Source organism: Devosia sp. 2618, assembly GCF_040546815.1.
Taxonomy (GTDB): domain Bacteria; phylum Pseudomonadota; class Alphaproteobacteria; order Rhizobiales; family Devosiaceae; genus Devosia.
Genome location: NZ_JBEPOO010000001.1, coordinates 4063568 through 4078263, shown reverse-complemented (window position 1 = coordinate 4078263; position 14696 = coordinate 4063568). Strand labels below are relative to the sequence as shown.

Genomic DNA, 14696 nt, shown 5'->3' with positions numbered 1-14696 from the left:
CAAGATGGTGTAGGTTCTAAAGATGCGCAAGCACTCTGACTGGCAGAAATGTCAGCAATTAGGCCAGCTTGGCGCCAAGATTTCATTTTGTCACCAGCACCGGCTAAACCGGCATGGTCACTGACCCGCCGCAGCGAGAGGAACTTCTCGCCTGCGGGCGTGTTGTCGACCCAACATCAAGGGGCAGCCTATGCAGTTATCGGTCGGGTGCGAAATCGGCTACGAAGTTTTCGATGGCGGCGCGACGCTGATCTTCAATATCGAGGCCATGGGCGGCGGACGCCAGCACATTATCGGCGAAAAGCTGACCATCACGCCTTTCCAGGATAGCGATGAAAAAACCGCCGAGGAAACCGGCAACCGCTATCTGCGCCTGACGGCAGCGCCAGGCCTGCTGCAGATCCGCTACGAAGCTCAGATCGAGCTCGACGCGCTGCACAGCCAGCCCGGCACCATCAACGAAGTGCCGGTCGCCAAACTGCCGCTCGAAACGCTGCCATTCCTCAATCCTTCGCGCTATTGCCCCTCAGACCAGTTGGCGCGCTTTGCCAATCGCCAGTTCGGCGGCATTGCGCCCGGTTTCGGTCGCGTCACCGAAATCTGCAACTGGATCAATGCCGAGGTCGATTACCTGTTCGGCACCAGTGACACGACCACCACCGCCGCCGACACGTTCTCGATGCGCGCTGGCGTGTGCCGCGACTTCGCCCATCTCGGCATCACCTTCTGCCGTGCTCTGGGTATCCCGGCGCGCTTTGTCAGCTGTTACGCCTGGCAACTCGTGCCGCAGGATTTCCACGCGGTGTTCGAGGCCTATCTCGGGGATCGCTGGTATCTGTTCGATGCCACCCGCATGGCGGCGCTCGACGGCATGGTGCGGATCGGCTGCGGTCGCGACGCCGCCGACACGGCCTTTGCCACCATCTATGGCGCGGTCAATCCACTGCCGATCCGGGTATGGAGCGACGCACTGGATGGCGATATCCGGCAAGAATGGACCACGGACGCGGTCAGCGTTTCGCGGAATTGAGATTCGACCGCTATCAGCCCATTCCATCCTGCGGGCTGATCACGCGTTCGACGACGACGTCGACGCTCATGCCGAGATAGTCCGATTTATTGCCCACAAAGGTCCCCGAAATCGGGATGGCCTGTCGTGGCTCACGGGCGACCCCAACCCGGATCAGGTCGCGCGTGCCGATAATGCCATTGGTCGGATCGAACTCGACCCAACCCGCGCCCGGCAGATAGACCTGACACCAGGCATGGGTCGCGCCGCCGCCCTGATGGCTGTCTTCGCGGCTTGGCGAATAGAGATAGCCGGTGACAAAGCGTGCCGCCAAACCCAGCGAACGCACCGCCTCGATCATCAGCAGCGCAAAATCGCGGCAGGTGCCCTGCCCGCTTGAGAGCGTTGTTGCGGGTCGCTGCGTGCCCGGATCAGGCCGACGCAGATAGTTGAACTGCGCCTTGATGCCATGGGTCATGTCCATCAGCATCACGGCCGTATCCGTTGCGCCCTGCTTGTTGATGAACTGGCGCGCCCAGTCATCCACCTCGGTTTCCTCGGGGAACTGGCGACGCCGCGTCGGTGTCAGGTCGATGACATCGACATCGCCATAGTCGAACGGGTAGTTGCGGGCGCGCTGGTCGATTTCAAACGTCGGCAGCGGCGGACGTTCGTGGTCGAGCACCATCGAGGCGACGATGCGCAGCTCCTCGGCTTCATTGCCGAATTCTGCGATGGCGATGCCATTGCCGAACACGTCGTGAATCCAACGGATATGGGCCGGTTCGGGCGTGATGTGCAGCTTGAACGATTCCAGCGTCTGCTCGGCGCTGTCGCGCGGACGCACCAGCATGCGGTGATCGCCAAATTTGACCGGCCGCGCATAGCGATAGACGGTCTCGTGCCGTACCGAGAGCAGGGTCACGAGACGACCGTGATCTTTTCGGCGGCGCGGGTGATGCCGGTATAAAGCCAGCGCGCGCGCTCCTCGCGGAACACGAAGCTTTCGTCAAATAAATAGACATTGTCCCACTGGCTGCCCTGCGCCTTGTGGACAGTCAGGCAATAGCCAAAGGTGAACTCATCAAACTGGCGTCGTTCCGGCCAACTCATCGCGTCTTCTTCGCCCGAGAAGAACGCCTTGTGGGTCAGAACTTTGGCCTCGCCCTTGCCTTCGTCGGCGCCGAGCAGCAGCGACCACTTGCCATTGGTGCGGCGCGTGGCTTCGGTGACGATCCAGATTTGGCCGTTGAGCAGCTTCTTGCGCGGATTGTTGCGCAGGCAAACCATGCGGTCGCCCAGCACCGGCTCATGGAAGGGCAAGCCCTTCAGCTCGCGCAATCGGTCATTGTATTGCAGCCGCGTCTTGTTGCGGCCGACCAGCACCTGATCGGCTTCGAGCACAGCATTGCGATCGACATTCTCGCGCCCGACGACGATGGATTCCCCATAGCTGCCACGCTCGAGGTAACCGCCTTCACGCACCTGCATCGAAAGGTGAATGATCGGGTTATCCGCGGCCTGCCGATGGATTTCGGTCAGCATGATATCGGGTTCGTCGGCAGTGAAAAAGCCAGCGCCCTGCACCGGCGGGAGCTGGAACGGATCGCCCAGCACCAGCACCTTGACGCCAAAGCTCAGCAGATCGCGGCCCAACTGCTCATCGACCATCGAGACTTCGTCGATGACGATGAGATCAGCATCGGCGGCCGGGCTTTCGTCATCGAGCACGAAGCGCGGCTCGCCTTCCTTCTCGCTGACAAGCGTATAGATCAGGCTATGGATGGTCTGCGCGCCCTTGCAGCCGCGCTTGCGCATGACCAGGGCCGCCTTGCCGGTAAAGGCCGCAAACTTGACGCTGCGCACATCCTGCGCCAGATGCACGGCAAGCGTCGACTTGCCCGTGCCCGCCCAGCCGAACAGCCGGAACACCTGCGGACCATTGCGATCCTTGAGCCAATCGGACACCGCTTTGAGCGCTGCGTCCTGCTGGGGAGACCAGACTGTCATCAGATAATCGAAGTCCTGACGCTACCGACACCGGCAATGCTGCCTTCAAGCACATCGCCGCGCACCACCGCACCGACACCGGCCGGGGTACCCGTCATGATAAGATCGCCTGCCTTGAGGGTGACGAACTGGGAGAGATAGGCGATGGCTTCGCTGACATTCCAGATCTGGTCGCCCAGATCGCCACGCTGCCGTTCGGCGCCGTTGACCAAAAGCGTGATAGCGCCTTTGTCCGGATGGCCGATGGCGCTGGCGGGTTCGATGGTGCCGATGGGCGCTGAAAAATCGAAGGCCTTGGCCATTTCCCAAGGACGACCGGCCTTTTTGGCGTCGGCCTGCAGATCGCGCCGCGTCATGTCGAGCCCGACGGCATAGCCGTAGACGTGGCTCAGCGCGTCTTTGACCGCGATGTCGCTGCCGTCGACGCCAATAGCCACGACGAGTTCGACCTCGTGGTGCAGATCTTCGGTCTGAGGCGGGTATGGGATGCCCGCGCCACCCACCACGACCGCATCGGCGGGCTTGGCAAAAAAGAACGGCGGATCGCGCGTGTCATTGCCCATTTCGCGAATGTGCTCGGCATAGTTGCGGCCAACGCAATAGACGCGGCGCACGGCAAACAGGCCACCGCGCGCAATAGGAATGCTCACGGGAGCATGCGGCTCGAACAGAAAATCAGCCACGCTTGAAGTCTTCCACGTAGGGGGTGAGCAGGTCACGATCAGCCGGCCCCAACCGGTCATTGGCCGTAAAGGTCTGGTGCCAGTAAGGATAGATCAGTGGCGGCTGGCTGACCGCATCAAGCCGCGCGCGTTCGCCATCGCTGAGCTTGAAATTGGCGGCCCTGAGGTTGTCGGCAAACTGCTGGTCGGTCCGCCCGCCAATGATGACGGAGGTCACGCCCGGACGCCCAAGCAACCAGGCCAGCGAGACTTGCGCGCCGGACACGCCACGCTCCTCGGCAATGGCCACCACGACATCGACGATGTCGTAAAGCTTTTCCCAATCATAAACCGGCGGCTCGCGATGCCCGCCCACATGGCGGCCCGTCTCTGGCCCACCATTGCGACGGTATTTGCCCGAGAGCAGGCCACCGGCGAGTGGCGACCAGATCAACATGCCCAGCCCTTGGTCCTGGCTGATCGGCACCAGTTCATACTCGGCTTCGCGCGAATGCAGCGTGTAGTGGATCTGCTGGGAGACAAAGCGCTGGTTGTGGCGGCTGTCAGCGGCGGCCAGCGCCTTCATGATGTGCCAGCCCGAATAGTTCGAGCAGCCGATATAGCGAACATGGCCATGGCGCACCAAAGTATCGAGCGCTTCCATGGTCTCTTCGATGGGCGTCATGCCGTCCCATTCATGCACCTGATAAAGATCGATCACATCGGTCTTGAGGCGCTTCAGGCTCGCATGACACTGCGCGATGATGTGATGGCGCGACAGGCCAATTTCATTGGGGCCCTCGCCCATCTTGAACCGGACCTTGGTCGCGACAAGCGCCTTCTGGCGGCGGCCGTTTTGCGACAGGGCCGCGCCCAGCATCTCCTCGGAGACACCAGCGTTATAGACGTTTGCCGTGTCGAACAGATTGATCCCGGCATCAAGGCACAGATCAACCTGGCGGGTGGCGTCAGTCTGTTCGGTATGGCCGACCTTTTCCGATCCGCCAAAGGTCATGGTGCCCATGGTCAGCGTCGAAACCTTGAGACCCGAGCGTCCGAGATAACGGTATTCCATACCATTCCGCCTTTGTTCTTGTCCGGATAGGGCTAAAGCGCATTGAGAGTCGGGTCAATGTTCATCGCTTCCTCACCTCTCCCTTCGGGGGAGAGGTCGGCGCGCCGCGACGGGTGAGGGGGCCTTGTCCAAGCACCGTATCTGCCCCCAGGCCCCCTCACCCGATCCTTTCGGATCGACCTCTCCCCCGAAGGGAGAGGTAAGGGGTCGTAGCCCCTAGTAGGCGTGATTGCTAAACCCTGCTAGAGCAATCTTGTCACTGCGAAAGCCCTCCTCGTGCGGCCCCAATCCGTTCTGTTCTCCGTCATCCTCGTCACGCTCGGCATGGTGTTTACCCAGACCGGGGCATCCTTTGCCAAGGGACTGTTTCCGCTGGTGGGCGCGGCCGGTGCAACGACGCTGCGCCTGACGCTGGCCGCCATCGTGCTGCTCGCCATTTTCCAACCATGGCGCAAAAAGCTCGACGCAAGGCAATGGCGCGCTGTCTTTATGTATGGCGTCGTGATGGGCGCGATGAACCTGTTTTTCTACGCCGCCATCACCACCATTCCGTTGGGCGTTGGCGTGGCGCTGGAATTCACCGGCCCGCTGGCCGTGGCACTGGCCGGCTCCCGCAAGCCGCTCGACTTTTTCTGGATCATTTTGGCCATCGGCGGCCTCGCCATGCTGTTGCCACTGGGCCAGACCAGCGAAGGCCTCGACCCGATGGGTGTCGTGATGGCGCTCTGCGCCGGAGCATGCTGGGCTGGCTACATCATTTTTGGCCAACGCGCCGGCACAGGCGGCGGACCCCATATCACGGCGCTTGGCGTCTCGATTGCCGCCATCATCGCCCTGCCCTTTGGCATTGCCACAGCCGGCACCGACCTGCTCAATCCGGCCATCCTGCCGATCGCGCTGGGCGTAGCGCTGTTGTCCAGCGCCATTCCCTATGCGCTCGACATGGTGGCGCTGCCCCATATCCCGTCGCGCCTGTTCGGAATCCTAATGAGCGGACAGCCGGCGCTCGGCGCGCTGTCGGGCTTTCTCATCCTCAGCGAAAACCTGACCCACTGGCAACTGGCCGGCATCGCCGCGATCATTTTTGCTTCGCTGGGCGCCACCGTCACCATCGCCCGCAACACGCCGCCACCGGTCGCATAAAAACCTCTGCAGAGCAGCTTTGTTTTGGGCATAGTTCATCGTCACCATGCTGACGAGGAGGGCCCCAAATGCTCTATGCAATCTTGTGCTATAACGATGAAAACGCCGTCGCCACCTGGACCAAGGAGGAAGACGACGCCTGCATGCTCCGTCTCGCGCAGGTCGAAGACAAAATGGCCAGCAAGGGCAAACTCGGCCCAGTCGTGCGGCTGCAGAACACCACCTCGGCCACCACCTTGCGCAAGACCTCGGGCGAACCGCTGATCATCGACGGCCCCTTCGCCGAGACCAAGGAACAGTTCCTCGGCTTCTTCGTCGCCGATTGCGACACGCTCGATGAAGCCATCGCCTTCGCCAGGGATCTGGCCGTGGCCAATCCGCAGGGCGGCGCGTACGAGATCCGGCCACTGGCAATCTACAAGCCCAACGCCATCACGGCCTGACCGGGCCGCGATCCCTCCTTCAAATGACGGATGCCAATCTGTGCTGGGCGGTCATTATCGGCCGCAGCATCGCCGACGCTGAAACAACACGCATCATCCAACCGGCAACCAAGGATGACCGGCTCATTCAGAACGAGTTCAGCGCAAGCAACGCACATTGATAGCGATCAAATAGAGGGATTATTATCATGATCAACATCAAGACTATTGCTGCAGCCGTCATCACCATTTCCTGCCTGGCAAACCCCGCCTTTGCCTTCGGCATAAAGACGTTCGACAATATTCAGATCGACACCAGTGTCACCAACTTGCGCAACGTCGCCCTGCCCGCCGCCATCCGCGGTAAGGGCTGCACTTTCTACGAACATGACAATGGCCGCGGCGAAGCCTGGCACAAATCTGTCGGCTGGCTGGCCAATTCCTATTCCAATCAGGATTCCTACGCCGAATATGTCACCTATACCGGCGAATGGTGGAACGACCGCATTTCCTCGCTCAAATGCGATGACAGCAGTCGCGTCCGTTGCTCGGTCGGGCTCTATGAGCACACCAACAAGGGCGGTCGCGAGATCATCCTTTGGGGTGGCCAGGGCCTGGTCAACCTCAGCCAATACGGTTTCAACGACACCATCTCGTCCTTCATGATCTTCTGCAATCTGATGAAGTGAAATCTACCGTAGCGGGGGTTTGGCCAAAGCCGGAGCCCCGCACTATTTTTTACTGGCGTCGCCAAAGGAGTGCTGCCCCACTGTCGTCTCACTGACAATGCCATCCTCAAGACAGTCAGACGGAGTATCAGCATGACATACGGCAACAATTCCCACGCAATGCACCAACAAGATACCTGCCAGCTGGCGCGGTTTGGCACGCCCCAGATGGTGCTGGGCTCACAGCGACAGTCATCTCCGATGCCGCTGCGCCGCGTGCTGCTGGGCGCCTGCCTGGCCATGACGCTGCCGATGGGGTCGGCCTTTGCGCAGGACGATACCGGCTACAAGATCGAAGCAGTGACGCTATCGGCTGGTGGCCTCGCCGAAATTCGGCGCGGTGTGCATGTCAACGGCACCGATGCGCTTGGTTTTGACGTGCCGATCGATCAGGTCAGCGACATCCTCAAAAGCCTTCTAGTCTATGATCCAGCCGGCGGCGTCGCTTCCATCACGCTCGATGGTCCATCGGCCGTCGATGAGACCTTCCGCGGCCTGCCCTTTACCCCCGACGACATGAATGCGCTGCCGACCCTGTTGCGCAGCCTGCAGGGCATTTCCGTTCGAGCCGCTTCGGCTGGTCGCGTGGTCGAAGGCATGGTGCTGGGAGTCAGTGGCGAGCAGGAGGGCAAGGACGGCGAGCCGCTGCTCTCGGTCATGACCAAAGAGGGCCAGATCGCGGTGCTCAAACTGCGCTCGGACACCCAACTCGATATTCTCGACGCTGCCATGCGCGAAAAGCTCCGCGCCGCAGCGACCGTCAGCGGCAAGAGCCAGATCGAAGATATGCGCGCCGTCACCATCGCCCTGCAAGGCGGTACGGCGCGTGACGTCTGGCTCGACTATGTCGTGCCCGCCCCGATCTGGAAAACCGCCTATCGCCTGATCCTTGATGCCGATGGTGTCGCGCGCCTGCAGGCTTGGGCGGTGATCGAAAACGCCACCGGCGAAGACTGGTCCGACGTGTCCCTGACACTGACCTCGGGCGCGCCGGTGACCCTGTCGCAGCGCCTCTATGATCGCTATTGGCACCAGCGCCCCGAGATTGCGGTGCTCGCACAGGCCAGCGCCCCACCGCCACCCGACCAGTTCAAGGGCATGGCGCTGGAACAGAGCGCCGACATGCTCAACCGCGAAATGTCGTTCGACATGCCCGTGGTGCAGGCGGCACCCGCCTTTGCCCCCGCGCCAATCTCGGGCGGCATGGCTTCCGGCCCGGTGGCTCAGGCCGTTGCTGCAGATGGTGAAACCGCCGCGACCTATGCATTGCCGACGCCGGTCAACCTGCTCGCCGGGCAGACGCTTTCGGTGCCCTTCATCGATACCGAACTCAGCGCCGAGCGTATCGCCCTCTACCGCCCCGAACTGGGCGACGTTCACCCCATCTCGGCGCTGCGGCTCAAGAACACCACCGGCGCCAGCCTGTCACCAGGCATTGTCACGGTCTACGCGCCGCAAGAAGAAGGCTATGCCGGCGACGCGCAATTGATGGGTGTTCCAAGCGAGGAAAGCCGCATGCTCAGCTTTGCCTCGGACCGCAAGGTCGAGGTCACGACTGATCGTGGCGAGCAGCAGACCACCTATCGCGCCAGCGTCGCCAAGGGTGTGTTCCGCATGACCAGCACCACCCGTTCCGAGACGGTCTATACCATCAAGGGCGCACAGGACGCTGCCCGCACTGTCATCATCGAGCAGCCCCGCAGCGAAGGCTGGACCTTCTCGTCGCCTTCGCTCGATGAACAGACCCCGACCCACTATCGCCTGCGCGCCAGCGTGGAAGCCGGTGGCACCGCAGAGGTTCGCGCCACCATCGAACGCACCAATAGCGATGAGTTCGGCCTCGTCGATGCCGATGCGTCCTCGTTGACCTATTGGGCCAGCCTTACCGATGATCCAAAAGTCTCGGCAATTCTGGCCGATCTGATCGAGCGCCGTGGCGAACTCGCAACTATCGAGCAGACGGTCTATGGCCTCGACGCCGATCTCGAAAACGCGTCGGACACGCAGGCCCGCATCCGCGAGAACCTGGCGGCCGTTCCAGCCGATAGCACGCTGGCCCAGCGCTACATCGCCTCACTGGAAGAGCAGGAAGATCGCATCGTCGATCTCGAAGCCCGCCGCCAGCAGGCCCAGCAGCAGCTGACTGAAAAGCAGCAGGCCCTGGCCGACAGCGTCAGCGATCTCTAGAAACGACAAAGGCCTCGGCACATTTCAGTGTGCCGAGGCCTTTTTACGTCGATTACGTTTATTCCTGTTCGACCAGTGGCAGGCCATTGGAGCGCCAGGCTTCCGTCCCGCCGCGATACCATTGTGCATTCCAGCCCAAGGCGCCGGCGCGCAAAGCGGCATTGTAGGATGAGCGGTCCTGCAGGCCTTCACCGTAAAAGATAACCGGTAGCGACTTGTCGTTGGACGCCTCGCCTTCGAGCCAGCTGTTGACGACCGACTGGAAGCTATCGGTCAGGCTACCGTCCTTGCCGGCATCGACCACCGAATAGGCGCCGGGGATGATCTCGTCCTGCCCGCGCGTATCAATCAGCAACAATGGCTTGCCGCCACCGATCAGCGCGGCAAGATCGCCTGTGGTCACCAGTTTGGCTCGCGAATGCCCGGCGGGCGTCGCGCCGCGATAGGGCGCAGGAAACAGCACGCTGGTCGTCGGAACACCCAGTTCAGCCAGCTCGTCGATTGGGTTGGACGCATTGCCGGTCGCGGCCACACCGACACTCTTGCCCGAGCCCTTGCTGGCCGTTGCCGTAGTGCCTGTCGGTGCCGAGGATTGCGCTGGCGACGTCGTCGTCGCGCTCACATCCATGCCGCCCTCGGTGCCCATTTCGACATCCGAGATCATCACGGCCAGATCTTCGATCAGGTCGTAACACATGGTGATCACACCCTCGCGCGGGCTGTACCAGGCGTTGAGCTCGCCGCAATCTTTGTAGATCACCTTGAGGTCTCGTGGCAGAGCGTAGGTCTTGGCCAACTCGTCGCCAAACCCGGTCAGCCCTTCGCTGAAAGCCTCGGCGATAAATTGCCCGACGCGCGATTTTGACGGCTCAAATATGGTCTGGATGCGAGCGCCCGGCGCATCAGCAGGCAACAGCCCTTCCGGATGCCATTCACCAACGCGGGTATGTGGCGCCAAAATGGTGCGCCACGCCCGGTTCTGGCGAGTGAACTCTCCCTCGCAACGGTCCAACGTACGCTCATCAAGTCCGACCTGTTCGGCAACATGGCCATAAAGTCCGGGATTACCGCCATAGATCACGCAGAACACATTGCGGAACCGCTTGAGGTCGCCGGTATGCTCGTCCTGCCACGGCGTCTGCATGCCGGTCTTTTCGCTGATCAGGCCACCATAATACCAGGGCAGCGCCGAATAGATCGCCACCTCGCGCCCAATGGCATTAAGCGTCGCATCATCCGTCGGATACATGGTCGGCTCGACCACGCGCAGCGCCGAGAAAATATCGACCGCGTCTTCTTCGGGACCGGTCGATGGTACGTCCAGTTCACCGATCAGCGCGTGGCCGAATTCGTGCATAAAAATGCCATTGGCGAGCCCAAGATAGACGCCGATCAGGCGCGTTTCTTCGTGGCCGAACATCGGCAGGGGGCCGCTGCCGTCGCTTGCGGTATTGTCACTGCTGCTGCCGCTATTGCTGCCCTGTGCCGAGGGCGCGCCCGACGAAATGGTGAAGCCGCCGAAATAGAACTCGCCGCGCTCATAGGCCAAAACACCGATGTGACCGCCCAAAGCTGGATGGTTCGGGATTTCAGCGAGGCGTTTGCCATTCAGCCGGAACTCGCCGGTGCCGGGCCGTTCGACAAATTCCAGCACGTCGTCGCCGCCACCGAGCGCGGCGCCAGCCAGTCGGCCCATCTCGGTCGACTTGCCATCGGCGCCAAAGCACAGCACCAGACCATCGCCACCGGCCGTGATCTCGCCGAGGCAGGACGCTGCCCGATCATTGCTTTCGATCAGGATGCCCGCAGCCGACTTGGCAAAGTCGCTCGCCTTCTTGCCCTGCGGCGGCAGGATGCCAACCTCAAGGCTGGTGATGCGCTGGCCCGAATTGAGCGGCCCTGAAGGCACGGTGAAGAAGTTCTCGCTGGAGGGCGTTTCATCATTGATGAAAACCAGCCAATTGCCCTCAAAGGCCAGCTGCCAGCCCTCTTTATCGTCCGCAGCCATGATGGCATCGGCCAGCGGACCCATAATGTCTGCCATCCGGCTACCGGTGTTTGAACCGCTGGCTTCCGACGCTGTTTCTGCCGGAGCTGTGCTGCCCGTACCGCCCTTTGGCGGCAGGCCGGTGCCTTCCGCCTGTGGCAGACCGGCCCCACCCTTGGGCGGCAGACCCGAACCACCAGCGGCAGGGCCAAGATCGACAATTTCAAAATCGGCCAGCCCGAACGTGCCGCGCTCATAGGCCATGATGCCCAGCTCGCCGCCAAGCGCCGAAGCATAGGTAACATCGCCGATGGTCGCGCCGTTGAGCAGGAAGCGGGCGCTGCCCGGCACCTCGATCATTTCGATGACGTCGCTGCCATCCATGCGGGCGGCCTTGGCCACCTTGGCGATGGCCTTGTGTTCGCCACCGATGATGCAGAACAGGTTTGCCGCCGCGTCGGCAGTGATTTCCATCAGGCACAGATCGTCATTGCTCGCGCTGCGCGCCAGAATACCAATCGCCGCTTCGGACACGCTGGACTTGAGCGACACATTGACCGAAACGGCGCGCCCGGCCGGTGGCGCCGCGCCAGCATCGAGCATCAGCGTCTGCTCGGAGCCTTCGAGCGTATCATTGCGCAGCACATACCAGCCGTCCTGCGCCCCACCAAACCAGCCCTTGAGCAATTGCTGATCAGGAGCACCGGCCAGCGGCCCAAGCTCCTCTTGAGCAAAGGCCTGCGAGACTGGCGCGAGAGCAACGAGAGCGAGCGAAAATACGAATCTGGCGACGTTCATGGCGCTTCCTGGGATAGTCCTTGGGAGCACGAAATGAGCATCTGCCGCAGTCGAAACCGATTGTCGGCCCGCCAATGCGCCCGCTCCAACCACACGACCAGCAAGGGTATTCGAACGCAAAGCTCGACCCTTACGACACCACGCCCGTCCCCTGCCCCCTCATCTGCTTCATCCTATGACGAGGCAGATGGATAAAACCTTGGGCCGGGATGCGCAATTATTTTGACGTTTCACAACCTGTTGGGCGTCATCACATTTGGGCCGGACGTTATCCGGCCCAAAATACTTGAGCGCGTTAGCGAACGTCCAGCACCGTGCCGTCATAGGCGCCGAGATTTTCGTAAGCCTTTTCGGTGAAGCTGAGATCGACGACGTCATTAAAGCCAACCACCTTCACTTCAGCAAAGTCTGGGTTGCCGTAAACGAAGTCGACCGACTTCTCCAACTCGGTCGGGTTCATGCAACCATAGACGCACCAGCGCTTGGCGATCAGGTCCGAGGTCGACTTGATATTGGCTGGCGTCAGGTCAGGACGGGCTTCGACGGCAGCGTCGATCCATTCCTGCGGGTGTTCAGCCATGGCGCGCGAGGTATCGATGAGGGCGTCGGTGAAGCGCTGCAGCGCCTCGCGCTTGGTTTCAATCGTGCTGTCGAGCGCCGCGACGAATTTCGACAGCGCTGGCCCGCGCTGGGAGAATTCGTTGGAGTCGAGCAGCACATGCACGCCCTTCACATCGGCTATCGACATATAGGTGCCAAACGACACCGTCGTCGCATCAACGCGACCGGCGGCGAGCGCCTGCACGCGCACGTCTGGCGCGCCGATTGAGACAAAACTCAGATCGGTTTCTGGGAAACCAAAGCTGCGCAGCACGACGCGGGTCAGCTGGTGATCAAGACTGCCGTTGTCGGCAATCGCATAGGCCTTGCCCTTAAGGTCTTCGATGGTCTGGATTTCGTCCTTGGCGGCGATCAGGAAATTGCCGCCCATCGACACGCCGACAATGCCGCGCACCGGCAGATCATTGTCTGCGCGCAGACGGATCGCGGCGTCGATGCTGATATCGGCGATATCGACTGCGCCCGAATTGAGTGCGGCGACCGCCTGCGGACTACCGTCCAGCGCAATGATCTCAACCTTGACGCCGTGCTTGGCATAAAAGCCCATGCTCTCGGCCAGTTTGAATACCGAAGCGTTGGTCGGGTTGAAATTGGCATCGATCACGCCGAGCGCCAGCTTGATCTCCAACACATCCTTAGGCTGGCTCATCGCAGGGCCGGCAGCCACAAGGCCCAGAGTTGCCGCGCTCAGCAGCAAGGCGGCCACGCGGGCCCAGGATTTCATTTGCACAGTCATAAGGTTCTCCTGCGGACTCTTGCCGCTTTTTGGATCGAAATTGGGGGTCAGGCGCCGCGCCCGAAAATCGGCAGCGGCTTGAACTCGTCGCGCAGGATGGCGGAGGGGTGCTCATGCCCCATCCAGCCATTGATCAGCGTCGAATAAATGCGGCGATAGTCGGTGGTGAATTTGAGATTGCCGTCATCGAGATCGGTCAGGCTGGCAATGCCGCCATACTGGCCGCCGGTCACCGGCTTGCCGATGACAAAGGCGGGACCCGCCGTACCGTGATCTGTACCAAGGCTGGTGTTTTCGGCGACGCGGCGGCCGAATTCGCTGAACACCATGACGACCACATCATCGCCCCGCCCGATCCGCTCCATGTCGCGCACAAAGGCCGAGATATGGTCGGACGTGTAGGACCAGAGACGCGCATGCAGATCGCCCTGATAGACGTGCGTGTCGAAGGCGTTGTTGCGGTAGGGGACGTAATAGACCTTGGTCGGGAAGTCCGACGCGATCAGCGCCGCGACGCGTTCCAGCCCGAATGGTACGAGGCCATAGTCGATGGGCGACGTGTAGCTGTTCCACGCATCACGCACCAACTGCTCGGAGCTGTTGGCGCTGGCCGCAATATCGAACAGGAAATCCTGCGCCGCATTGGCGCTGCCATTGCCGCGACTGTCGATGGCGGCGAAAGCGGCCTTCTCTTCGTCGAACATGCGGCGGGTGAAGTTATTGGGATTATCGAACACCAGCGGCACATGGTTCATCGAGCGCACGGCAAGCGACTGATGATCGTCGATATTGACAAGGAAATTTGTGGTGTGGCCGAGCGGATCAATTGCGTCGGCCATGCGCCCCAGCCAGCCATAGGCCTCGCCGCTATTGGGCGCGCCGGTCTGCCAGAAGGCCATCGACGAAAAGTGCGAAAACGACGGCTGGTCATAGCCCACGCCATGCACCACGCTCATCATCCCGTCTTTATAAAGCCGCTCGAACCCGGCCATGGTTTTCTGAAAGCCGAAATGCTCGTCGATCTTGAGCAGCTTGTCCTTTCTGATCCCCAGATTGGGCCGGGCATTGTAATAGGCGTCGTCGGCATAGGGGATGACGGTATTGAGCCCGTCATTGCCGCCGGAGAGTTCGACGATAACCAGGATGCGGTCATTGAGATCGGCCTGCGCGCCGGCCACCTTCGACCACACGGGCGAGGTGCTGATGCCACCGGCGCCGCCCAGCACCATACTACCGAAGCCAGATTGCAAAAGCCCGGCCTTGTCGGCGCCGGTAAGCTTGGGTGATTTGGCCATTGTGCCGTCTCCGCTGCCGCCCG

At 61.4% G+C, this 14696-nt stretch carries 13 protein-coding genes; 6 read left to right on the top strand and 7 right to left on the bottom strand.

The window, feature by feature from the left end:
• Positions 1-190: 190 nt before the first annotated feature.
• Complete coding sequence (locus ABIE28_RS20170) at positions 191-1030, top strand: transglutaminase-like domain-containing protein (protein WP_354066110.1); 840 nt, start codon at positions 191-193, stop codon at positions 1028-1030.
• 13 nt (positions 1031-1043) lie between these two features.
• Here the strand turns inward: ABIE28_RS20170 and ABIE28_RS20165 are convergent, their stop codons facing one another.
• From ABIE28_RS20165 to ABIE28_RS20150, 4 genes are read right to left on the bottom strand one after another with little or no spacing between them, the layout of a single operon-like run.
• The gene (locus ABIE28_RS20165; protein ID WP_354066108.1) at positions 1044-1934 is read right to left on the bottom strand and encodes a transglutaminase family protein; all 891 of its coding nucleotides are present in this window, start codon (positions 1932-1934) and stop codon (positions 1044-1046) included.
• Positions 1931-3019: an ATP-dependent DNA helicase gene (locus ABIE28_RS20160; protein ID WP_354066106.1), complete on the bottom strand. Its 1089-nt coding sequence runs from the start codon at positions 3017-3019 to the stop codon at positions 1931-1933. Before ABIE28_RS20160 ends, ABIE28_RS20165 begins: the two co-directional genes overlap by 4 nt.
• Positions 3019-3702 (bottom strand): fumarylacetoacetate hydrolase family protein, encoded by a 684-nt coding sequence (locus tag ABIE28_RS20155; RefSeq protein ID WP_354066104.1) that lies wholly within the window; start codon positions 3700-3702, stop codon positions 3019-3021. Before ABIE28_RS20155 ends, ABIE28_RS20160 begins: the two co-directional genes overlap by 1 nt.
• A complete protein-coding gene (locus ABIE28_RS20150; RefSeq protein WP_354066102.1) occupies positions 3695-4756 on the bottom strand; it encodes an aldo/keto reductase in 1062 nt (353 codons plus the stop codon). Before ABIE28_RS20150 ends, ABIE28_RS20155 begins: the two co-directional genes overlap by 8 nt.
• Before the next feature lie 276 nt (positions 4757-5032).
• On the opposite strand from ABIE28_RS20150, the gene ABIE28_RS20145 reads away from it, so the two are divergent.
• From ABIE28_RS20145 to ABIE28_RS20125, 5 genes are all read left to right on the top strand, one after another.
• The gene (locus tag ABIE28_RS20145) at positions 5033-5899 is read left to right on the top strand and encodes an EamA family transporter (RefSeq protein WP_354066100.1); all 867 of its coding nucleotides are present in this window, start codon (positions 5033-5035) and stop codon (positions 5897-5899) included.
• A 68-nt stretch (positions 5900-5967) separates the two neighbouring features.
• Positions 5968-6342, top strand: a complete 375-nt coding sequence (locus tag ABIE28_RS20140; RefSeq protein ID WP_354066098.1) for a YciI family protein — start codon at positions 5968-5970, stop codon at positions 6340-6342.
• Between the two features lie 23 nt (positions 6343-6365).
• Positions 6366-6503, top strand: a complete 138-nt coding sequence (locus tag ABIE28_RS20135) for a hypothetical protein (RefSeq protein ID WP_354066096.1) — start codon at positions 6366-6368, stop codon at positions 6501-6503.
• Positions 6504-6530: 27 nt separating this feature from the next.
• Positions 6531-7010, top strand: coding sequence for a hypothetical protein (locus tag ABIE28_RS20130; protein WP_354066094.1), 480 nt, complete (start codon positions 6531-6533; stop codon positions 7008-7010).
• Between the two features lie 132 nt (positions 7011-7142).
• On the top strand, positions 7143-9236 hold the full coding sequence (locus tag ABIE28_RS20125) for a DUF4139 domain-containing protein (protein ID WP_354066092.1): 2094 nt from the start codon (positions 7143-7145) through the stop codon (positions 9234-9236).
• Between the two features lie 58 nt (positions 9237-9294).
• Here the strand turns inward: ABIE28_RS20125 and ABIE28_RS20120 are convergent, their stop codons facing one another.
• The 3 genes from ABIE28_RS20120 to ABIE28_RS20110 form a co-directional block, all read right to left on the bottom strand.
• Positions 9295-12021 (bottom strand): DUF4344 domain-containing metallopeptidase, encoded by a 2727-nt coding sequence (locus tag ABIE28_RS20120; protein WP_354066090.1) that lies wholly within the window; start codon positions 12019-12021, stop codon positions 9295-9297.
• A 295-nt stretch (positions 12022-12316) separates the two neighbouring features.
• Positions 12317-13378 carry an ABC transporter substrate-binding protein gene (locus ABIE28_RS20115; RefSeq protein ID WP_354066088.1) on the bottom strand — a complete coding sequence of 354 codons (1062 nt, stop codon included), beginning with the start codon at positions 13376-13378 and terminating at the stop codon, positions 12317-12319.
• 47 nt (positions 13379-13425) lie between these two features.
• Positions 13426-14673: a DUF1501 domain-containing protein gene (locus tag ABIE28_RS20110; RefSeq protein ID WP_354066086.1), complete on the bottom strand. Its 1248-nt coding sequence runs from the start codon at positions 14671-14673 to the stop codon at positions 13426-13428.
• Between the last annotated feature and the right edge of the window lie 23 nt (positions 14674-14696).